The organism is Variovorax sp. DAIF25 (assembly GCF_050711835.1).
Classification (GTDB): Bacteria; Pseudomonadota; Gammaproteobacteria; order Burkholderiales; family Burkholderiaceae_C; genus Variovorax.
In genome coordinates this window covers 2,039,644-2,060,729 of record NZ_CP136637.1, presented here as the reverse complement: position 1 = coordinate 2,060,729, position 21,086 = coordinate 2,039,644, and the positions used below count along the sequence as shown (strand labels likewise).

The window sequence follows — 21,086 nt, the reverse complement described above, 5'->3', positions numbered from 1 at the left end:
GAGAATTCGGTGTCGCGGGGCGCCCCAAGGGTGCCCCGAGGTGTTCAGATCACGCGCTGGCGCGCCAGGGATTCGAGTTCCGCCGGGGCGAGGCCCAGGCCCCCGTAGACCTCGGCGTTGTCGACGCCCAGGCCACCTGCCGTGCGCCGAATCGCACACGGATCGAGCGCAAATCGAGGCACGACGCCCGGCAGATGCACCCGGCCGTGATCCGGGTCTTCCACGGCCTGGAGAAATCCCCGCGCCCGCATCTGCGGATCCTCGGCGATCTGGCGCGCCGAATACACGGGCGCCAGGGTGCCGCCGGCTCGCTCGAACAGACGGACGATCTCGTCGAGGTCGTGCAGCGCGAACCAATCCCCGAAAACGGCGTTGAGCACCGCGGCCGATTCGCATCGATGCCGGTTCGTGGCGTAGCGCGCGTTCGCGGCCAAGTCCTCACGGCCGATCGCCTTGCAATTGGCGGCGAAGATCGCATCGGTGCTACCGGACAGGGACACCCATTGCCCGTCGCGACTGCGGTACACGCCGCCGGGCGCGGCGTACTGGCTCAGGTTGCCCGATCGCTCGTGCGATTCGCCCAGCAGTTCCTGCTTGAGCGTCAAGAAATCCAGCAGCTTCAGAACGCCCTCGGTCAGGGACAAATCGATGTCCTCGCCCAGGAGATCGGGTGCACGCGCACGCTTCCACAGCGCGGCCATGACGCCCAGCGCGCCGAACAATCCGCCGATGGCATCCCCGATCGGATAGCCCGCATGCATCGGCGGCCCTTCGGGCGACCCCGTGATGTAGGCCAGGCCACCCATCGCCTCGAACACCCGTGCGAAACCCGGGCGCGCGGCATAGGGGCCATCCTGGCCGAACGCGGTCGCGCGCAGGATGACCAGGCGAGGCTGGGCCTGCCACAACGCGTCGCGCGACCACCCCCAGCCGTCGAGGGTTCCAGGGCGGAAGTTCTCGATCAGGACGTCCGTCTCCGCCAGCAGCGCGCTAAAGATCGGCCTGGCACGCGGATGGCGCAGGTCCAGCGTCAACAGCCTCTTGTCGCGATTGGTCGCCTTCCACCACAGCGACCTGCCCTCCTTGAAGGGCGCGAAATTGCGCAGCCCGTCACCGCTGCCGGGCAACTCGATCTTTGTCACCTGCGCGCCATAGTCACCGAGCAGCGCGGCCGCGGTGGGCGCAGCCACGATGGTGGAGATGTCCAGGACCCGCAGCCCTCGCAGCGGCCCGGTCTTTCCGCCATCGGATGCCACATCGGCCGCCGAGCGGCTGGCGGACGACGGCTTCACTTGCGTTGCAGCGCCACGCCCTGCGCCAGCAGTTGCTCGATCTGCGATTCGGTCAGACCCGCCTCCCGCAGCACCTGCACCGTGCTGGCGCCGATTTCCTGCGGCGCCGCCCGGTAGCTCGCCGGCGTACGGCTAAGCTTGACCGGCGATGCCACCGACTTGAAGGTACCGATCCGGGCCACCATGCCGCGATGCGCAGTGTGCGGATGGTTCAGCGCTTCCACGACGTTGTGGATCACGCCGCACGGCACACCCACCGCCACCAGTCGCTCGAACAGCGGCTGCGCCTCGAACGCGCTGAACGCCGCCTCCAGGTCCCGCTTGAGCTCGAAACGATGAACGGCCCGCTGCGCGTTGGTGGCATAGCGCGGATCGGCGGCGAGATCGCTTCGCTGCACGGCCTCGCACAGCCGCCCGAACTGACCGTTGTTGCCCACCGCGAGATAGATCGGTTCCGTGGCCGTCGCATAGGTGTCGTAGGGCGCGATGTTGGGATGGCCGTTGCCCGATCGCACGGGTGCCCGCCCCGTGAACAGCGTGTTGATCGAATGCGGATAAAGCGAGAACAGCGCGTTGTCGTACAGCGCGGACTCGATCGACTGCCCCCTCCCGCTTCGCTCTCTCTCGTGCAGCGCAAGCAGCACGCCGATGACGGCGCTCAGGCCCGTCGTCACGTCGACGATCGGCACGCCGACCCTGGTGGCCTCTCCCTCGGGGTCGCCGTTGATGCTCATGATGCCGCCCAGCGCCTGCACCGCGGCATCGTAGCCAGGCAGCCCACCCAGCGGGCCGGTGCCCCCGAAGCCGGTGACCCGGCAATGGATCAGCCGCGGAAAGCGCTTCGAGAGCACGTCATCGAAGCCCATGCCCCAGCGCTCCAGCGTGCCGATCTTGAAGTTCTCGATCAGCACGTCGGCATCGCCGAGCAACTGCATCAGCACCTCGCGCCCTTGCTGCATGCCCAGGTCCAGGCACACGGTCCGCTTGTTGCGATTGATGCCCGCGAAATAGGAGGCCATGCCGACCTCGTCGAAAGGCGGCCCCCAGGTCCTCGTTTCGTCGCCCATCGGACCTTCGACCTTGATCACGTCGGCGCCGTGGTCGCCCAGGATCTGGGCGCACAGCGGGCCACCCAGGACCCGGGACAGGTCCACGACCTTCAAACCATCGAGCGATGCCATGTCTTTCGTTCTCCAGTGTGTGTGAGGCGCTGTTCGCCGTTCAGTGCGTTGCAAGCAAGGGCAGTACGGCCCCCGTGTTCCATCGCGCACGCCGACGCTCACGCGCGGCGGTGACGCCTTCCACGGCCTCCGAGCGCATCTGCTGCGCAAAGGTGAGTGACGCGGCGTCGAGGTAGCACATGAGTGCCTCTGGCGGCTGTGCATCGAGCGTGCGCACCTGCGCGGTCATGCGCTTGGTCGCCGCGCTCGCCGCGGGTGCGGTGGCAACGAGCAGCTGCAGCACGTCGCGCGTGCGTGCGGGCAGTGCCTCATCCGATTCTGCGAGGTAGTCCAGCAAGCCGATGCGGTGGGCCTCGACCCCGTCGATCCGCTCGCCCGTCAGCATGAGCCGGCGCGCCGCCTGTGCGCCCAGCCGAGCGCTGACGAAGGGCAGGATCTGCCCCGGCACGAGGCCGATGCCTGCTTCGGGAAAGCCGAAGCGGGCCGCGGGCGAGCCGATGGCGATGTCCACCGCGCAGGCGAGGCCGGCACCGCCGCCCATCGCAGCACCGTGAACACAGGCAACCGTGATCTTGGGCGTGCGGACCAGCCGCGTCAGAAAGTCGCCGTAGCGGCGATTGCCCGCCGCGATCGGGTCCTGCCCGTCGGCGCCAGGCTTCACCGCGAGGCGGTCCGCGATGTTGCCGAGGTCGCCGCCCGCGCTGAATGCCTTGCCCGAGGCGGTGAAGAGAATGACCCGCACCGCGTCCGATCGCTCGGCATGGTCGAGTGCCAGCGACAGGGCCTTGACCATGTCCGCGCCCAGCGGATTCCTCGCATCGCCTCTGTTAAGCTCGATTCGGAAAATGGCGCCGTGCACCGCCGTCAGCACGAACGGCGCGCTTTCGGTCACAGGCATTCCTGCGGAAGCACCAGGGGTGGGGGTGGAGTTGGAATTCACGCTGTTCGATCCTGCATGTTGAAAATCAAGGCGTTCGTCTCTTCTGCTGCGCGCGCGTCGATGCCGACTCCATGAGCTTCCGCAACCTCGACATCGGCCTGCTGCGTACCTTCGTCGCGGTGGCGGAGAAAGAGAACTTCGCGATCGCGGCGGAGAAGGTCTTCCGCACCCAGGCTGCGGTGTCCCAGCAGATGCAGAAGCTCGAAACGGTGCTGGGCTGCGCGCTGTTCGAGCGCGTCGGGCGCAACAAGCGCCTGACCACCGAGGGCAGCCGCTTTCTCGAGTACGCACGCCGCATCGTGGGCCTGAACGACGAGGCCTATCGCGCGATGGCGCAACGGGCGTTCGACGAACCCGTGAAGGTCGGCGCCTGCGCGGACTCCGTCGACTCGCTGATCCCCGGCTACCTGGAGATGTGCGCGGAGGCGTTTCCGGGCCTGCGTGTGGACATCCAGGTCGGGCGCAGCCGCTGGCTGACCTCGTCCCTGCGCCGCGGGGAGGTCGATCTCGTGGTCATGCTCGATCCGGTACCGAACCCGGAGTTCGACCAGGTGGTGTTGCGCACCTCCCCCGTGACCTGGATCGCCGGCGCGCGCTACCACCACCAGGCCGGCGCACCGGTGCCGTTGATCCTGATCGAGGGCAGCTGCCCGTTCCGCAACATGGCGATCAAGGCGCTGTCCGAGGCAGGTATTCCATGGCGCACCGCCTTCCAGACGTCGACGCTCGCGGGCATACGCGCGGCGCTGCGCGCCGGCATGGGGATCACGCCGCGCACCGTGGAGATGCTCGCGCCCGACCTCAAGGTCCTGGACCCCCACGCGGGACTGCCCGCGCTGCCGACCATCGGCTACCGGCTGTACGCCCGACCGGGCAAGTTGAGCGAAAGCGCGCTGGACGTCAGTCGCCTCATCTCTCCGCGCTGAAGGAGCCACCTTCATGGCTGCTGCATGCCCGCGTCGATGATGATCTTGCCCCAGAGCCTGGTGTCGCGACGCTGCAGCTCCAGCAGGTGCGATGCCTCGACCCTGGCGGGCACCAGGCCCTTGCCGACGAGGAAGCGACGCCCTTCCGGCGAATCGAGGATCTCGCCGACCCAACGCGACAACAGCCTCGACGTGGGCTGCGGCGTGGAAGCGTTGGCACTCCAGATGGCGATCCACGAGCTGACGTCGAAGTCCGCGAAGCCGCTCTCCGCGAGCGTCGGCACGTCAGGCAACGAGCTCACGCGCTCGGGGCTGGAAATGGCCAGGGCGCGAACCGTCCCGCCCTGAATCTGCGGCAGCGCCGTGACCATGTCGCACAGGTAGTAGTCGAACTGCCCCCCTATCAGGTCGGTCATGGCCTGGCTGCTGTTTCTGTAGGTCACGTTCACCGCCTTCAGGCCGGCCCTCTGCTTGAACAGTTCGCCGGTGATGCGCCCGCCCACGTTGGCACTCGCGAAGGACAACGCGTTCTCGCTCCTGGCCCAGGCGAGAAAGTCCTTGAATGTCGCCGCCTGCACGCGCTTGGGATTGACCAGCAGCGCGAAGGGCGTGCTCGCCATCGTGGCCAGCGGCGTGAAATCGGCCTCGGGGTCGTAGGCCAGCTTCTTGTAGACCGTGGCATTGGCCGCATGCGTCGACGAGCCGGACACCAGCAGCGTGTGCGAGTCCGTCGGCGCACGCACCGCTGCTTCGGCGGCAATGTTGCCGTCGGCACCCGCCTTGTTCTCGACGATCACCGGCTTGCCCGAGCGCCTGGACAAGCCCTCTCCCACGAGCCGGGCGATGCTGTCGGAGGCGCTGCCCGCGCCATAGGCGACGATGATGCGCACGGGCTTGTCCAGTCGCTCGGCCACCGGTGCCGGGCCGGATTGGGCCAGGGCGACCGTCGCGCACAAGGCGATCGCCAGCCCGGCCACGGCTGCACGACGCAGTCGGTCATGGCGCCACGGGCGACTGGACGCAGAGTGGCGAACGGACGGATGTGTGATGGGCATGGTGTCTGTCTCCTGGTTTTCTGGTTGGGTGGGATCGAATGGCGGTGTGTGCGCCCTCAGGGCGCTGCGCCCGGCCCTTCGGGCAGAAGATCGGCGGGGCATTCGATCTCCATGTCCAGCAGCATCTGCGCGTAGCACTTGCCCAGTGGATCCGAGCGCAGGCTGCAGGAGGCCCCGCCGCCGAGAGCCTTTTCGAGCACGAAGTTGAATGCGCCGATGCCCGGCAGCGCATAGCGCGTAACCGGCCCGTCGACCAGATGCGCAAAGTACGCGTGCACCCGCTCGGCGGTGGCTTGCGCGCCGATGACGGGCAGCCACGCCGCATCGCGTGCCATGAGCCCGATGTTGGCGTCGTCGCCCTTGTCGCCGCTGCGGCCCACCGCCAGCGTGCCGAGCGGCACGCGCACGAGTTGCCGCGCCGCGGTCTTCCCATCGGTCTGCTCCGTCCGCCGGGTCGGTGGCGCAGCGTCGCTCGCGCGCTCCGCGCCGGGCATTCCCGGCTCCGAGGCCACCCGCGCCGTCGCGCCGCCCATCTGCCACTGCACCGAGACCTCCTGCTTGGGCAACAGGAAGGACGCCGTGCGGATCACGCTCTGGATGTCCGAGCGGCCGCCGAAATGGCTGCGCGTTCCCGGTCCCATCGAGGTACCGGCCGACGCGGCCTCCTTCTGCAGAAAGGCCAGCGCATGCTTTTCGTCGTGCTGGGCGGCGATGCGCAGCACCACCTCGCGGCTGTCCCGTACGCGTCGATGCGGCCCGTACATCGATTCGGCGCCCAGCAGCTCCACCAGGGTGTCGCTGTAGTCGGCGTGACCGGCACCGGCCATCAACGCACGGCTGCGCGACAGCAGGGCCTGCGCAGTGCGCTCGGCCTTGGGCAGCGCTCGCTGCCCACGGATAGCCATCATCAGCGCGATCTGGTAGCCCTGCTGATAGGTCGCGGTCACCTTGTAGAAGTCGCTGGGCGCCGCGCCGCGCGCACCGGTCACGCGCACGCGGCCGCCGCTGGCCTCGAAGCCGGCGAGTTCCTCGATGCGAACCTCGGAGAAGTCGCAGACCACGTCGGGCAACGCATAGGCCTTCGGATCGCCGATCTCGTAGAGCAACTGCTCGCCCACGGTCTGTCGCGTCACCAGCCCGCCCGCGCCGGCCGGCTGGTAGAGCTCGAACAGGCCATCGCCCGTCATGCGCACCAGCGGGTATCCGATGTCGCTCCAATCGGGCACACGCTCCCAGTCCGTGGCCAGTCCGCCCGTGGCCTGGGCGCCGCACTCCACCAGGTGGCCGGCCAGGCTCGCCTGCGCGAGGCGGTCGTAGTCCTGCATCGACCAGCCGAACTCGTGGATAGCGATGCCCAGCAGCGCGGCACTGTCCACGCAGCGTCCCGTGACGACGATGTCGGCGCCACCGGCCAGCGCGCGGGCGATCGGCAAGGCGCCGAGGTATGCGTTCGCCGACATCAACCGCGGCGGCGTCGCCGGCGCATCGCTGCCGGGCCAGGGCAGGAAGCGCTCTTGCAGCGCGAGCACGTCATCGCCGGACACGGTCGCGACCGTCAGATCCACCCCTTGCTCGCGGGCCAGCGCCAGGATGGCATCGCGGCATGCCGCGGGATTGAGGCCGCCGGCGTTGGACACCAGTCGCACGCCGCGCCGCTTCAACTCGCGCAGGTTGGGCTTGAGCGCAGCGCTCACGAAATCCGTGGCGTAACCCAGCTCGGGCGTGCGCAGACGCGCGCGCTGCAGGATCGCCATGGTCGTCTCGGCCAGGTAGTCGAAGACCAGATAGCCGAGGTCCTGCTCCTGCAGCAGCTGCGGAACGGCGATCTGCGAGTCGCCCCAGAATCCCGATGCGCCACCGATCACGATCGCGCGCTCGGACTTTGCGTTCTCACCCATTCGCGCGCTCCTGCGATCCGAAGATCTCGACCAGCACCTGACCGGCGTTGAGCTGCATGCCCTCTCGAACCGACAGGCTCGAGACACGCCCGCTGCGCGGCGCCGACAGCGGCATTTCCATCTTCATGGACTCCAGGACCGCCAGCGTCTGGCCGCGTTCGACGAGGTCGCCCTGCGCCACCATCACGGCGATCACGCGTCCGCTCATCGGCGCGCGCAGGCTGCCATCCCGGGATTGCGCGTCGCCTGCCTCGAAGCGCGACAGCCGCCGGAACACGAACGAATCCGCCGCATCCTGCAGCCACCATTCGTCCGCGCGAGGCGACGTGCACATGAGCTGTCGATACACGCCATCGACCGCGAGCCCGAGCGTGCCGCCCGGGCAGGGACCGGGGACGGGTTCCCAGCGCACGTTGCCCACCTCGACGACCAGTTCGGCGTCGTGCTTCCCGCCGGGCTTCGCATCGCGCAGAGGCACGGGTTCACCCGGGCGCAAGACGATGCCCACCGCGCGGCCGTCCGCCGATGGCCGCAGCTCGACGGCGCAGGCGGCTGCCAACTCCGCGCTTTCCGCGGCCGGCGTGTGCGTCACGTCCGCGAGCCACAGCGCACGCGCCTGGCCCGGCCCGGCGGGCAGCACCCGCAGTCCGTGCGCATCCCGCCCCACGGCACCGGCCAGCAGCAGGGCCGCGGCCGCGCGCGCATGCACCGATGGCCGGGCCTGCCAGCCGGGCCCTCCCATCTCTTCGCCGGCCAGGAAGTCCGTCGTGACCTCACCCGCGGCAAAGCGGGGGTGGCGCAGGCAGCGCGAAAGAAGGCCGAGATTGGTCCGCACGCCCAGCAGCGCCGTGCGCTCGCAGGCCCGTGCCAGGCGGCTGGTGCTCTCCTCGCGTGTCTCGCCCCAGGCCATGAGCTTGGCGACCATCGAGTCGTAGTTCGAGCCGATCTCCATGCCGTCGTGCAAGGCGCTGTCGACCCGGATGTCGGGCGAGGGCCGCCAGAGATCGACGCGGCCAACCTGCGGCAGGAAGCCCGCGGCGGGATCCTCCGCGCACAGGCGCACCTCGATGGCATGGCCGCGCATGCGGACATCCTCCTGCGCGAAAGCGAGTCGCTCGCCGCGCGCCATGCGCAACTGCTGCTCCACCAGGTCAAGGCCCGTGACCAATTCGGTCACGCCGTGTTCGACCTGCAGCCGCGTGTTCATTTCCATGAAATAGAAGCGGCCCTGGTCATCGAGCAGGAACTCGAGCGTGCCGGCCCCGTGGTATCCGATGGCTTCGCAGGCGCGCACGGCGACTTCGCCCATCGCGCGGCGCAGCCCGGCATCGACCGCCGGCGAGGGCGCCTCCTCCACGAGTTTCTGGAAACGCCGCTGCGTCGAGCAGTCTCGCTCCCCCAGGTGCAGGCAGCGGCCATGCTCGTCGCACAGCACCTGGATCTCGATGTGGCGGCCGCGCACGATCGCGCGCTCGATGATGATCTCGTCGGAGCCGAACGCGCCCAGCGCCTCCGAGCGTGCCTGGCGCAGCGCGGCGGCCAGGCCCGAAGCATCGCGCACGACCCGCATGCCACGTCCGCCGCCGCCGGCGGCGGCCTTCAGGATGACCGGAAAGCCGATGCGCTCGGCCGCCGCCGCCGCCTGTTCGTCCGTCGCGCAACCCTGCTCTCCCGGCACGGTCGGCACGCCCGCCTTCTGCATCGCCGTCTTCGCCTGGGCCTTGTTGCCCATCAGTGCGATCACCTCCGCCGAAGGACCCACGAAGGTCAGGCCGGCGTCCGCGACCGCTCGAGCGAATTCGGCGTTCTCGGACAGGAAGCCGTAGCCCGGGTGAATGGCCTGCGCGCCGCTGCGCCGGCAGGCCTCGATCAGCGCCTGGCCGTTGCGGTAGCTGCGGGCGGCATCGGCCGGCCCGATGCGCACGGCCAGGTCGGCTTCGCGCACGTGCAGGCTGCCGGCGTCGGCATCCGAGTAGACCGCGACGGTGCGCAAGCCGAGCTTGCGCGCGCTGCGCAGCACTCGCAATGCGATCTCGCCGCGGTTGGCGACGAGCAGTGTGTCGAAACGCATCTTGCTCTCCGCGGATCAGGCCGGCCGCTTCGGCAGGATGCCCATGTGCTTGCAAATGATCGTCAGCATGATCTCGTCCGCGCCACCGCCGATGGAGATCAGCCGCAGGTCACGCCAGGCGCGCGACACGCGGTTCTCCCAGGTGAATCCCATGCCGCCCCAGTACTGCAGGCAGGAATCGGTCACCTCGCGGCACAGCCGGCCAGCCTTCAGCTTCGCCATCGAGGCCAGCTCAGTCATGTCGCCACCCGACATGTGCACCTGCGCGGCGCGATAGATCAGCGAACGCAGCATCTCGACCTCCGTCTTGAGCTCGGCCAGCCGGAAATGCACCACCTGGTTGTCGAGGATCGAGCGCCCGAAGGCCTTGCGTTCGCGCGTGTACTCGATGGTCTCGCTGATCGCGTGGGTCAGCGCCGTCACGCGGCGGGTCGCGCCGCTCAGGCGCTCCTCCTGGAACTGCCGCATCTGGTAGGTGAAGCCCTTGCCCTCCTCCCCGATGCGATAGCGCTGCGGCACCCGGACCTCGTCGAAGAACACCTGGGCCGTGTCGGACGACCACATGCCGACCTTCTTGATCTTGTTCATCGTGATGCCGGGGCGCAATTTGCCGTTCTCCCGCAACGGCAGGCAGATCAGCGACTTGTTGCGATGGACGTCGCCGTCGCTGGTGTTGGCCAGCAGGCACATCCAGTCGGCCTGCAGGCCGCTCGTGATCCACATCTTCGAGCCGTTGATGACATAGTCGTCGCCGTCCTTGCGTGCGGTGGTCTTGAGAGAGGCCACGTCCGAGCCTGCGCCCGCTTCCGACACCCCCAGGCACACGACGAAGTCACCCGCGACAGTGGGCTTCAGGAAGGTCTCGCGCAACTCGTCGGAACCGAAGCGCGCCAGCGCCGGCGTGGCCATGTCAGTCTGAACGGCGATGGCCATGCCCACGCCGCCCGAGCTGATGCCACCGATCGCCTCGCAGAAGGCGATCTCGTAGGAGTAGTCGAGCCCCATGCCGCCGAATTCCGTCGGCTTGTTCACGCCCAGATAGCCCGCGGTGCCGAGCTTCTTGAACACCTCGTGCGCCGGGAAGATCTCGTCGGCCTCCCATTGATCGACAAAGGGCTCGATCTCGCGCTCGATCAGCTTCTTCACGCTGTCCTGCAGCGCCACGTGTTCGGGGGTCATCATGAAGGTGTCTCCTTGAGTTAAAAGCCTTGGGGGCGGCGAGCCGCCGGGCCCGGGCCTCGAGGCCCTGCCCGCAGTCGACGCCGAAGGGGGTCAGAGGCGGGCGACGCCGAACTGCATCGGTTGCACCGCGCGCTGCCTCGCCTGCGCGGACGTGGCCAAGGCCATGCCCAGCCAGGAGCGCGTGTGCCGCGGATCGATGATTCCGTCGTCAAGCAGCAGGCTGCTGGTATGGATCGCGCTCGACTGGCGATCGAAGGTCGCGACGATGTCCCGGCTTTCCGCCTCGAGGGCCTGTTCGTCGATGGCGCGCCCATGGCGGCGGGCGGCGTTCTCGGCGACCAGGCGCATCGTCATCGCCGCCTGCTCGCCGCCCATGACCGCGGTGCGTGCGGTCGGCCACGAAAAGAGAAAGTCGGGACGGAAAGCGCGCCCGCACATGCCGTAGTTGCCCGCGCCAAAGGACGAGCCGCACAGCACCGTCAGACGAGGCACCGTCGCATTGGACAGCGCCTGGATCAGCTTCGCTCCGTGCTTGATCATCCCCGCCTGCTCATGCTCGCGGCCGACCATGAAGCCCGTGATGTTCTGCAGGAAGACGAGGGGCCGGCCCAGCTGCACGCAAAGCTGGATGAACTGGGCCGCCTTGGTGGAACCGTCGCAGTCGAGCGGCCCGTTGTTCGTCAGGATGCCGACCGGGTGCCCCTCGATATGGGCGTGGCCGCAAACAGTGTGTGCGCCGTACATCGCCTTGAATTCCTTGAACCGGGAGCCGTCGACGATGCGCGCGATCACGCTGCGCATGTCGATCGGGGTGCGGGTGTCGGCTGGCATGAGGCCCAAAAGGTCTTCGGCGGCGTCCAGCGGCTCGTCCCAGCGCCGGCTCTCAGGCGCGTCTCGCCAGCCGATCGTGTCGACCACGTCGCGAAGACGCGCGATGCCGTCCAGGTCGTTGTCGGCCACATGGTCCGCGAGGCCAGACACGCCGGCATGCATGTCGGCGCCGCCGAGCTCCTCGTCGCTGGCTTCCTCGCCGGTGGCCGCCCGCAACAGCGACGGACCGGCGAGATAGGCATGGGCCTGTCCGCGCACCATGATCACGTGATCGGACAGGCCGGGCAGATAGGCACCGCCGGCGGCGGAGGAACCGTGGATCAGCGACACCACGGGAACGCCGGCCGCCGACAGCCGCGCCAGGTTGTAGAACATGCCGCCCCCGACCACGAAGCGCTCGACCCGGTACTTGCGCAGGTTGCCGCCTGCGCTCTCCACCAGTTGCACGAAGGGCAGCTTCTGGGCGAGGGCGATCTCCTGCGCCCGTATCAGCTTCTGGCCCGTCAGCGCCTGCATCGCGCCAGCGCTGATGCCCGCATCGTTCACCGCCACCATGCAACGCACGCCTTCGATGTGACCGATGCCGACGATGAGGGCGGACCCCGGCACGCTGGTGGCCGGGTCCGGGTCCTCGATCCCGCAGTAGCCGCACAGCGTCATCAGCTCGAAAAAAGGACGGTCCGCGTCCAGCAGGTGGGCCAGCCGCTCCCTGGGCAGCAGCTTGCCTCGCGCGTGAAACGCCTCGGCCGATCTCGCGGATTTGTCGACCGCCCGCTGTTCGAGCGCCCGCACCTGATTCAGCATCGCGAGCATGTGCTCGCGGTTGCGCTCGCCGGCCGTCGGCATCGCAGCCGAAGTGCGCGGGCTCGTCTCTTGGTCGTTGTTCTCTGGGTTCATCTTGTCCTATGAAGCGCTGGGCGCATCGCTCGCGTCGAGGCGGCAAGTCATGTCTCTCTGGAACTCGATGATGGGCGCCTTGCCAGGACATTTCCAGTTAGAACTTGCCCGGGATTCGATAAGAGAAGCTTATGTTTGGCCCCTGTGCGCCCGCCTGCCGAAGCCCCGTCGGCAGGTCAGGCAGAATGCCCTGTTCCACCTTCGCGCACCCGGCGCGACCCGTGACTTTCTCACCCTCACACAACGCGCGAAGCGCTCACCGCCACTTGGAACGGCCGCCCCATCCCACACCGACGCAGCCCGTCACCCTGGCGAACTGCGACAGCGAGCCCATCCACATCCCGGGCCTGGTGCAGCACCATGGCGCACTGTTCGCGTTCGATGCCTCGACCCTCACGCTGACGCGCGTCAGCGCCAATGCCCGTGCGCTGTTGGGCGACACGGCACCCGCCCTGGGCGAACGCCTGTCGGCCAGCCACTTCATGGGCGACGCGCTGGTGCACGAGGCACTGCACGAGGCCAACGGCGTCGCGGTCGATACCGGCGAGGGCTCGCCGATCAACTTCGAGGTCAGACTCGGCGAGCGCCGCTTCGACCTGATCCTGCACCGCGTCGGCTACGAGCTGGTGGCCGAATTCGAAGCCCGCGACGCCACGGCGGACGCGGTCTCGGACTTCGCGCTCAAGGCGCACCGCGCGATGGACCGGCTCAAGCGCCAGGGCTCGATCGACGGCCTGCTCAATCTCTCGGTGGAAGCCGTGCGGCAACTCACGGGCTTCGACCGCGTGATGGCCTACCGCTTCCGCCACGACGACAGCGGCGAGGTGGTGGCCGAGCGCCGCCACGAGGCGCTCGAGCCCTTCGTGGGCCGCCGCTATCCGGCCAGCGACATCCCGGCCCAGGCGCGCCGGCTCTACGTGATCAACACCCTGCGCCTGATCGCCGACGTGCAGTCCGCGCCGGTCGGGCTCGACGTGGCCGATCCGCAGCTGCCGCCGCTGGACATGAGCCAGTGCACGCTGCGCAGCGTGTCGCCGATCCACATCGAGTACCTGCGCAACATGGGCGTGGGCGCGTCGATGAGCATCTCGATCGTCATCAACGGCCAGCTCTGGGGCATGCTGGCCTGCCACCACCGCAGCGCCCACCGGGTGCCCTACGCCATCCGCATGGCCTGCGACGTGCTCGCGCAGGTGCTGGCCTCGAACGTGCAGAGCCTGCTGGCGCGCGAGCAGGCGGGCCGAGCCTCGAGCGCGGCGCAGTTGCGCGGCTCGCTGATCGAGGCCGTGCTGCATGCCGAGGACACCTTCAGCGCGCTGATCGGCCTGGCGCGCCCGCTGGCCGATGCCTTCGACGCGCAGGCGGCGGTGATCGCCGAGCAGTCGCGGCTGCACGTGGAAGGCGATATGCCGCGCGAGGCCGCGGCGGCGCTGATGCAGTGGCTCACCGCGTCGAAGAACGGCGACGAGATCGTGGCGCTGCACGAGCGCGAGCAACTGCCCGAGAACCTGCGTTCGCTGGGCGGCGTGTGGTGCGGCTTTCTCGCGCTGCGCTTCGACGCGATCGACAACGGCTGGCTGGTGCTCGCGCGCAAGGAACAGGTCGAGACCATCAACTGGGGCGGCAAGCCCGAGAAGCACTACGTGAGCGGCCCGCTCGGGCCGCGGCTCACGCCGCGCGGCTCCTTCGACGTCTGGAAGCAGACCGTGCGCGACACCAGCGTGCCCTGGGGCGCCAACGATCTCGACTTCGCGCGCCAGCTGCGCGACGAGCTGATCCGCGCCAGCGCGGCGCGGCTGGCCGACACCTACAAGGCCCGCACCGAGCTGCTGGCCGTGCTCGGCCACGACCTGCGCGACCCGCTGCAGTCGATCACGATGGCGGCCAAGCTGCTCGAGCGCAGCCTGCCCGACGGCAGCAACGCCGGCGCGCGGCTGGGCCAGCGCATCCAGACCTCGAGCAGCCGCATGGCGCGGCTGATCGGCCAGGTGCTCGATGCCTCGCGGCTGCAAAGCGGCATGGGCCTGCAGGTGGTGCCGGCGCAGATCGACCTGGCGCGGCTGCTGGAAGACGCAGTCGACGAGTCGCGCACTGCCTACCCGGGCTCGCAGCTCGAGCTGGACGCACCCAGATCGCTGCCCGTGCTGGCCGACCCCGACCGCATGGCGCAGTTGGTCGGCAACCTCGTGAGCAATGCGCGCCACCACGGCCTGCCCGGCGAGGCGGTGCGCCTGCGGCTCGAGCAGACCGAGGCGCACGTGGTGTTCAGCGTGGCCAACCGCGCGCCGCCGATCGACGCCGCGCTGGTGCCCGACCTGTTCAGCGCCTTCAAGCAGCGCAGCGTGCCCAACGAGCGCAACAAGGGCGGACTGGGCCTGGGGCTGCACATCGCGCAGGCCATCGTGCGCTCGCACCGCGGCAGCATCGGCTATGCGCACGACGACGGCTACGTGGTGTTCACGGTGCGGCTGCCACACACGCCCACACCCTGAGCTTTTCGCGCCAGACGGCGCAAGACCCGCTCCTATAATCCGCCCCGCCGGCCGATGCAAACGAAAGCATCACCCAAGCCGGCGTGCGCGAAGGTGCGCCGGTCCCGTGACCGGCGTTAAACGGGAAGCAGGTGACGAGCCCCACGGGGCGCCATTCCTGCGCTGCCCCCGCAACGGTCGGCGGATTCGCGGTCCTCACAGTCGATGCCTTCGCGGGCACCGGCGGCCACTGTGCCTCTGCATGGGAAGGCGAGGATCGCGGCCGCGAAGCATCGCTCGATGCCTCGCGGCGCTCCGCAAGCCCGGATACCGGCCTTCGCCTCGTTCGGTCGCTGCGGGAGTGCAGGCAAGCCGGGCCGGTCACGCGTGGGCGCGGACCCGGTCGCTTGCAGCATCCATCGGCGCCCGGTTTGTTCTCATGGCCCGCGGGAGCGCGGGCCCGAAGGAAGCCCACGTGCGCAACATCTCCAGGCGCGGTCGCGTCAGACCCCACCAAGCCCTCATCGGATCCGGCGTCATGCTGCTCGCCTCGGTCGCTTCGGCGCAGGACGCCGAGGGAGCCGGTTCGCTGCCGCCCACCACCGTCAACGACCGCAAGACCATCTCCACCGCCACGCGCCAGGAGGCCGACACGCTGCGGCTGCCCTTCGCGACCTATGCGGTCGAACGCGCGCAGCTCGACGCGGTGGGCGCCGTCACGCTCGAGGACACGCTGCGCAGCGTGCCGGGCCTGCAGTACGGCACGCAGGGCAACTACTACTCGCGCTTCGAGACCCGCGGCCTGCGCGACACACAGGACGTGCTGGTGCTGATGGACGGCGTGCCGCTGCGCCTGCTGCAGGGCAATGCCGACATCACGCTGATCGCGCCCGACCTGGTGGACCGGCTCGAGTTCATCAAGGGCCCGGCCTCGGCGCTCTACGGCAAGAACGCGATCGGCGGCGTGGCGCAGTTCTTCATGAAGCCCGAGCGCGCGGGCGGCAGCCTCACGGCCACCGTCGGCAGCTACGGCCGCCTCGACGGCAGCCTGCGCTACCGCTGGGACTTCGAGCGCGGCAACCTCTACATCGGCGTGGCCAACGGCGACCACAACGGCTTCCAGCGCGATGCCGGCCGCGCGCAGTCGGCCGTGCTGCTCGGCGGCGACTTCGCCGTCACGCGCAACTGGACCACCGGCTTCCAGCTCTACGACACGCGCGTGCGCGGCGACCGCGGCTCGATCGTGCCGCTGGTCAACGGCAAGCCGATCTTCGGCATCACATCGCGCGACAACTACGGCATTCCCGACTCCTACGTCACGGGCGACTACCAGTCGTTCTCGTGGAAGAACCGCTTCGAGCTCGGCGCCGGCTGGTCGATCAACCACCTGAGCAGCTTCGCGCGCTACAACCGCTTCTTCGCGGGCGGCATCACCATCGTTCCGCCGCCCGCGGCCGTGAGCAAGGGCTATTCCGAGAGCTACACCGCCGACCGCGGCGTCTTCCACGAGCTCGCGGCCACGCACCTGATGGCGGGCAAGGGCTGGAGCAACGAGTTCCAGGCCGGCTTCAACCTCGAGCGCGGCTGGCAGGGCCTCGACTCGCCGAGCTTCAGCAACGCGCCCACCTACCGCGGGCCGTTCTACGACATCCCCGTGAGCAACGTGCGCAACGATCCGCGCGGCGTGCGCGGCAGCATCACCTCCTCGCGCTTCGACCAGGAGGTGCGCAGCGTCTACCTGCAGGACCGCTTCGAATACGGCCCGGTCGGCTTCACGCTGGGCGTGCGCCACGACCGCTTCGAGCAGACGCTCGGCCGCACGGGCACGCAGGTGATCTCGGCGCAGGAAGGCAGCCACACCAGCCCGCGCGCGGGCGTGGACTGGCTGTTCCTGCAGGGCGATGCCTCCTCGCACGCCGTCTTCGCGAACTGGAGCGAAGGCTTCCGGCCGCAGGCCGTGGCGCTCAACACGCGCGGCGGCGTGGTGGTGCCCGACATCCTGCGGCCCGAGATCACGCGCAGCAAGGAAGTGGGCGTGAAGGGCCGCGCGGCGGACGACCGCTGGAGCTACCAGCTCAGCCTGTTCGAGGCCGAGAAGATCGACGGCCAGCGCTCCTACCGCAACGGCCCCGACTCCTTCGTCTTCAGCAACGCGACTTCGCGCACCAAGGGCATCGAAACCCAGTGGCAGTTCCAGCTCTCGCCGCGCTGGAACGGCTACCTGCACTACACCTGGCAGGACGCGCGGCTCAAGGACTTCCAGACCTACACCGACAGCGGCGCGCGCAGCACCAACTTCGGCGGCTACCGCGTGCGCATGTCGGCCCACAACATCGCGGGCGCGGGCCTGACCTATGCGCACGGCGCCTGGGCCGTGACCGGCACCGCCAGCTACGTGGGCAGCCGCTACCTCCGCGACAATGCGGTCAATCCGCAGAAGCTGCCCGGCTACCTGCTGCTCAACGTAGCCGTGGCTTACCGCGTCAATCCTTCGCTCACACTGCAGGCTGGGGTGAACAACCTGACGAACAAGTACTACATCGCCGACGACCTGTCGGCGCAGGAAGCTGGCAACGCCGGTGCACCGAGGACGGTGTTCGCCCGCGCGCGCTACACCTTCTGAGCGTGAACCGGCGCGACGCGATCCTCGGCATGGTGTGCATGACGGCCGTTCTGCCCGCGGGCGCCGAGCAGGCGCCGTCGGGCGGCTTCCCGCGCGAGCTCGTCGATGCGCTGGGCCGGCGCGTCGTCGTGCCGCGCGCGCCGCAACGCATCGTCGTGGTGTTCCCGAGCAACGTCGAGCTGGCCTGGGCGCTGGGCCTGGCCGACCGCGTGGTGGCCATCGGCGGGCGCGTGCGCTGGCCCGAGGACGCGCGCGCCAAGCCCAGCATCGGCGGCGCGCTCGGCTACTCGGCCGAGGCGGTCGCCGCCTTCCAGCCCGACCTGCTCGTGGTCACGCCCTCGCACCACTCGGCGCTGTCGCTGGTCGATGCCTTCGACCGCGCGAAGCTTCCCTGCGTGGTGCTCGCGCATCCTGACCTGCCCTCGGTGTTCCGCAACATCGACCTGCTCGGGCGCGCGACGGGTGCCGACGAACAGGCCCGCCGAGTGCGCGAGGACATGCAGGCGCGGCTGGCCGCGATCGAACGCCGGCTCGAGGGCGCGCCGCGCCGCAGCGTCTATTTCGAAACGGCGGCCGCCGCGCGCGGCGCCTTCCAGACCGTGGGCACGGGCCACTATGCCAACGACGCGCTGGGCTGGGCCGGCGGACGCAACGTGTTCGCCGACCTCCAGGGCGCGGCCCAGGTCAGCGCCGAGGCGATCTTCGCGCGCGACCCCGACGTGATCATTTCATTGCAACAGGTGCCGCGCGATCCGGCGCTGATCGGCCAGCGCCCCGGCTGGCACACGCTGCGCGCCGTGCGCACGAAGCACGTGGTCGTGCTCGAGCGCGGCCACAAGCTGATTCCCGGCCCGCGCCAGATCGAGGCCGTCGAGCAGTACGCACGCGCGCTGCATCCGGAGCGCTTCGCATGAGGCACGCCACCGACGGCCGACGCGCATCGGCGACCACGGTCTGGCTCGTGCTGCTCCTGCTGCTGGCCGCGGCCGTGGTGCTCGCGCTGAGCGTGGGCGCCGCCACGGTCTGGCCCACCCAGTGGTGGGGCACCGGCACCCTGCAGGCCGAACTGGTGCGCGTGTGGCGCGCGCCGCGCGTGGCCGGGGCCTTCTTCGTCGGCGCCTGCCTGTCGTTGGCGGGCCTGGTGTTCCAGGGCGTGTTCCGCAATCCGCTGGCCGAACCCTACCTGCTCGGCAGCGCCAGCGGCGCAGCCGTGGGCGCCGCGGTCTCGCTGCTGCTGCCGGCGCTGGTGCCCACCGCTCTGAGCCTGCCGGTGCTGGCCTTCGCGGGCGCCTGGGGCGCGAGCTGGCTGGTGCTGCTGGCCGGCAGGCTCGGCGGTGGCTGGCAGAGCAACCGCCTGCTGCTCGCGGGCGTCGGCCTGGCCGCGATCCTGGCCGCCCTGCGCAGCCTCATCGTGATCGTGTTCGGCGACGAGTCGACCAACCTGCGCGCCATCATCTCGTGGCAGCTCGGTGGCGTGCAGACGCCCACGAGCGGCGAGATCGCCGTGCTCGCGCCCGTGCTGCTGGTGCTGGTGCTGCTGGTGCGCGCGCTGGGCCGCGGCCTCGACGCGCTCGGCCTGGGCGAGGACACGGCCCATGCGATGGGCGTGCGCGCCGCCTCCTTCTCGGCCCGTGCCGTGCTCGTGGCCTCGCTCGCGACCGCACTGGCCGTGAGCTGGGGCGGCCTGATCGGCTTCGTGGGCCTGATCGTGCCGCACCTGATGCGCTGGTGGATCGGCCCGCTGCATGCGCGGCTCACCGTACCCTGCGCCATCGCGGGCGGCGGCCTCATGGTGCTGGTGGATGCGCTGGCGCGCTCGGCCATGGCTCCGAGCGAGATCCCCGCGGGCCTGCTGACGGCGCTGATCGGCGGCCCCTTCTTCCTCGCGCTGCTGCTGTGGAGGCGCGGATGACGACCGATGCCCTGCGCCTCGACGGCCTGCGGGTGCAGGCCTCGGGCCGCACCCTGCTCGATGGCATCGACCTCGCGATCCCCGAGCGCGGCCTGTTCGGCATCGTCGGCCCCAACGGCTCGGGCAAGACCACGCTGCTGCGCGCCGCGCTCGGACTGGTGCGCCCGCGCGAGGGCCGCATTGCGCTGCTCGGGCGCGCGCTCGACCGATGGAAACCGGCCGAGCTCGCGCGCCACATCGGTTATGTCGCGCAGCACGGCGAGAGCCATTGGGACCTGACCGTGCGCGAGATGCTGCAGCTGCAGCGCCCGGGCCGCGCACCCGATCCCGCGCTGGTCGCGCGCTTCGAGCTCGATGCGCTGATCGACCGCCGCCATGCCTCGCTGTCGGGCGGCGAACGCGCCCGCGTCGGCGTGGCGCGCGCGCTCGCCCACGACCCGCGCCTGCTGGTGGCCGACGAGCCCGCGGCCCACCTGGACATTCCGCACCACCACCGCCTGATGGCCCTGTTGCGCGACAGCGCCCGCACGCGCGCCGTGCTCGTGGTGCTGCACGACCTGCATGTGGCCAGCGCCTGGTGCGACCAGCTCGCGCTGCTGGGCCAGGGCCGGCTGGTGGCGACCGGATCGCCCGCCGAGGTGCTGAGCGACGAACGCCTGGCGCAGGCCTATGGCCCGGGCATCGCCGCCTTCTCGAGCGGCGGCCTGCGCTTCTTCACGGCCGCCCCCGCGCCATGACCGCATCCGCATTGCGCATCGACCTGGCCGGCTGGTCGCGCGAGGCCACGCTCGGCCCGTCGCGCGAGTTCTTCGCGTTCTTCGAGGAGGCCGAGCGGCTGGGCTTCGACGGCGCGTGGTTCCATGAATTCCGCCTGCTGGCCGAGGGCGGCCCCTATCCCTCGCCGCTGCTACTGGCGGCCGCGTTGCTCGCGCGCACCGAGCGCCTGCGCATCGGCGTCTCCGCGCTGGTGGTGCCGCTGCACCATCCGCTGCTGCTGGCCGAGGAGATCGCGCAACTCGGGCTGCAGGGCGATGGCCGCTTCGACGCGGGCCTCGGGCGCGGCACCGACGCATCGACCCTGCGCGCGCTTGAGATCGATCCGCAGCAGACGCGCGAGCGCTTCGCGCACGGCTGCCGCCTGGTGATCGCGGCCCTGCGCGGCGAGAGCGTGTCGTCGAACCAAGGCCCTTGGCACTTCGAGGCGCAGCAGATCCGCCACCTCTTGACCTCGGCGCCGCCGCTGTACATCGCAGGCTCGACCGAAGAGACGATTCGCTTCGCCGTCGCGGAGGACCTGCCACTGCTGTTGAGCTTGGAGCCGCCCGAGCCGGCGCAGCTCGCGCATGTGGAGGCGGCCTTCGCTTCGCTCGACGGTGGAGCGGTGGTGCAGCGACGTGCTTCATTCCTCGCGCGCTCGTCGCTCTCACGCTATGTCTGCATCGGCGCGACCCTGGCCGAGGCACGGCAGCAGTTCGATGCGCTGCTGCCTCTGCTCCATCGCCGGCGCGAGCATTTCGCGATCCTGCGCGGGCAGGCCCCTGGCACTTTGGCGATGCGCGATCCTGCCGAGGTGCTGCGCACGCAGGCGATCGTCGGCGATCCGGCTTCCTGTCTGAAACAGATACAGGCCCTCACCGCACGCAACGGTATTCGGCAACTGCGCTGCGTCTTCAATGGCAACGGGGTGCTCGACCACGCGGTGGCCCTGCGCGGGATGCGGCTGTTCGCGCAAGAAGTGTTGCCGGTGCTCAAGCGGGGCTGAAGGAACCGCCTTATCCTCCTGCGAGCCCACTCCCCTGGTACCTCG

Annotated in this window: 15 protein-coding genes and 1 riboswitch; of the genes, 7 read left to right on the top strand and 8 right to left on the bottom strand. The window is 69.7% G+C overall.

Annotated elements, in window-relative coordinates:
- Positions 1–44: 44 nt before the first annotated feature.
- The 3 genes from R0232_RS43990 to R0232_RS43980 are packed head-to-tail and all read right to left on the bottom strand — an operon-like array spanning position 45 to position 3,413.
- On the bottom strand, positions 45–1,292 hold the full coding sequence (locus tag R0232_RS43990; RefSeq protein ID WP_431513523.1) for a CaiB/BaiF CoA transferase family protein: 1,248 nt from the start codon (positions 1,290–1,292) through the stop codon (positions 45–47).
- On the bottom strand, positions 1,289–2,473 hold the full coding sequence (locus tag R0232_RS43985) for a CaiB/BaiF CoA transferase family protein (RefSeq protein ID WP_431513522.1): 1,185 nt from the start codon (positions 2,471–2,473) through the stop codon (positions 1,289–1,291). The genes R0232_RS43990 and R0232_RS43985 overlap by 4 nt, the downstream gene beginning before the upstream one ends.
- A 40-nt stretch (positions 2,474–2,513) precedes the next feature.
- The gene (locus R0232_RS43980; RefSeq protein ID WP_431513521.1) at positions 2,514–3,413 is read right to left on the bottom strand and encodes an enoyl-CoA hydratase/isomerase family protein; all 900 of its coding nucleotides are present in this window, start codon (positions 3,411–3,413) and stop codon (positions 2,514–2,516) included.
- A gap of 71 nt (positions 3,414–3,484) precedes the next feature.
- Between R0232_RS43980 and R0232_RS43975 the strand changes: the two genes are divergently transcribed.
- On the top strand, positions 3,485–4,339 hold the full coding sequence (locus tag R0232_RS43975; RefSeq protein WP_431513520.1) for a LysR substrate-binding domain-containing protein: 855 nt from the start codon (positions 3,485–3,487) through the stop codon (positions 4,337–4,339).
- Positions 4,340–4,350: 11 nt separating this feature from the next.
- On the opposite strand, the gene R0232_RS43970 is transcribed toward R0232_RS43975, so the two are convergent.
- The 5 genes from R0232_RS43970 to R0232_RS43950 form a co-directional block, all read right to left on the bottom strand.
- Complete coding sequence (locus R0232_RS43970; RefSeq protein WP_431513519.1) at positions 4,351–5,394, bottom strand: Bug family tripartite tricarboxylate transporter substrate binding protein; 1,044 nt, start codon at positions 5,392–5,394, stop codon at positions 4,351–4,353.
- A gap of 56 nt (positions 5,395–5,450) precedes the next feature.
- Positions 5,451–7,292: an acyclic terpene utilization AtuA family protein gene (locus tag R0232_RS43965; protein WP_296779406.1), complete on the bottom strand. Its 1,842-nt coding sequence runs from the start codon at positions 7,290–7,292 to the stop codon at positions 5,451–5,453.
- A complete protein-coding gene (locus tag R0232_RS43960; protein WP_431513518.1) occupies positions 7,285–9,363 on the bottom strand; it encodes a biotin carboxylase N-terminal domain-containing protein in 2,079 nt (692 codons plus the stop codon). Before R0232_RS43960 ends, R0232_RS43965 begins: the two co-directional genes overlap by 8 nt.
- Before the next feature lie 15 nt (positions 9,364–9,378).
- Positions 9,379–10,545 carry an acyl-CoA dehydrogenase family protein gene (locus R0232_RS43955; protein WP_431513517.1) on the bottom strand — a complete coding sequence of 389 codons (1,167 nt, stop codon included), beginning with the start codon at positions 10,543–10,545 and terminating at the stop codon, positions 9,379–9,381.
- Positions 10,546–10,635: 90 nt separating this feature from the next.
- Positions 10,636–12,222, bottom strand: a complete 1,587-nt coding sequence (locus tag R0232_RS43950; RefSeq protein WP_431514669.1) for an acyl-CoA carboxylase subunit beta — start codon at positions 12,220–12,222, stop codon at positions 10,636–10,638.
- A 317-nt stretch (positions 12,223–12,539) separates the two neighbouring features.
- Here R0232_RS43950 and R0232_RS43945 point away from each other — a divergent pair, with 317 nt between their 5' ends.
- The 6 genes from R0232_RS43945 to R0232_RS43920 all read left to right on the top strand — a co-directional run bounded on the left by R0232_RS43945 (position 12,540) and on the right by R0232_RS43920 (position 21,041).
- The gene (locus tag R0232_RS43945) at positions 12,540–14,765 is read left to right on the top strand and encodes an ATP-binding protein (RefSeq protein ID WP_431513516.1); all 2,226 of its coding nucleotides are present in this window, start codon (positions 12,540–12,542) and stop codon (positions 14,763–14,765) included.
- A gap of 74 nt (positions 14,766–14,839) precedes the next feature.
- Positions 14,840–15,096: riboswitch (cobalamin riboswitch) on the top strand.
- 186 nt (positions 15,097–15,282) lie between these two features.
- A complete protein-coding gene (locus tag R0232_RS43940) occupies positions 15,283–17,367 on the top strand; it encodes a TonB-dependent siderophore receptor (protein ID WP_431513515.1) in 2,085 nt (694 codons plus the stop codon).
- A 2-nt stretch (positions 17,368–17,369) separates the two neighbouring features.
- Entirely contained in the window at positions 17,370–18,281 is a 912-nt protein-coding gene (locus tag R0232_RS43935) for an ABC transporter substrate-binding protein (RefSeq protein ID WP_431513514.1), read from the top strand.
- The gene (locus R0232_RS43930) at positions 18,278–19,279 is read left to right on the top strand and encodes a FecCD family ABC transporter permease (protein WP_431513513.1); all 1,002 of its coding nucleotides are present in this window, start codon (positions 18,278–18,280) and stop codon (positions 19,277–19,279) included. Before R0232_RS43935 ends, R0232_RS43930 begins: the two co-directional genes overlap by 4 nt.
- Positions 19,276–20,016: an ABC transporter ATP-binding protein gene (locus R0232_RS43925; RefSeq protein ID WP_431513512.1), complete on the top strand. Its 741-nt coding sequence runs from the start codon at positions 19,276–19,278 to the stop codon at positions 20,014–20,016. Before R0232_RS43930 ends, R0232_RS43925 begins: the two co-directional genes overlap by 4 nt.
- Positions 20,013–21,041, top strand: coding sequence for an LLM class flavin-dependent oxidoreductase (locus tag R0232_RS43920; protein WP_431513511.1), 1,029 nt, complete (start codon positions 20,013–20,015; stop codon positions 21,039–21,041). Before R0232_RS43925 ends, R0232_RS43920 begins: the two co-directional genes overlap by 4 nt.
- Positions 21,042–21,086 lie beyond the last annotated feature (45 nt).

Coding starts and splice junctions, on each gene's coding strand:
- R0232_RS43940 (WP_431513515.1), top strand. CDS start 15,283: ATGCTGCTCGCCTCGGTCGCTTCGGCGCAGGACGCCGAGGGAGCCGGT.
- R0232_RS43960 (WP_431513518.1), bottom strand. CDS start 9,363: ATGCGTTTCGACACACTGCTCGTCGCCAACCGCGGCGAGATCGCATTG.
- R0232_RS43965 (WP_296779406.1), bottom strand. CDS start 7,292: ATGGGTGAGAACGCAAAGTCCGAGCGCGCGATCGTGATCGGTGGCGCA.
- R0232_RS43970 (WP_431513519.1), bottom strand. CDS start 5,394: ATGCCCATCACACATCCGTCCGTTCGCCACTCTGCGTCCAGTCGCCCG.
- R0232_RS43950 (WP_431514669.1), bottom strand. CDS start 12,222: ATGCCGACGGCCGGCGAGCGCAACCGCGAGCACATGCTCGCGATGCTG.
- R0232_RS43925 (WP_431513512.1), top strand. CDS start 19,276: ATGACGACCGATGCCCTGCGCCTCGACGGCCTGCGGGTGCAGGCCTCG.
- R0232_RS43930 (WP_431513513.1), top strand. CDS start 18,278: ATGAGGCACGCCACCGACGGCCGACGCGCATCGGCGACCACGGTCTGG.
- R0232_RS43955 (WP_431513517.1), bottom strand. CDS start 10,545: ATGATGACCCCCGAACACGTGGCGCTGCAGGACAGCGTGAAGAAGCTG.
- R0232_RS43975 (WP_431513520.1), top strand. CDS start 3,485: ATGAGCTTCCGCAACCTCGACATCGGCCTGCTGCGTACCTTCGTCGCG.
- R0232_RS43985 (WP_431513522.1), bottom strand. CDS start 2,473: ATGGCATCGCTCGATGGTTTGAAGGTCGTGGACCTGTCCCGGGTCCTG.
- R0232_RS43920 (WP_431513511.1), top strand. CDS start 20,013: ATGACCGCATCCGCATTGCGCATCGACCTGGCCGGCTGGTCGCGCGAG.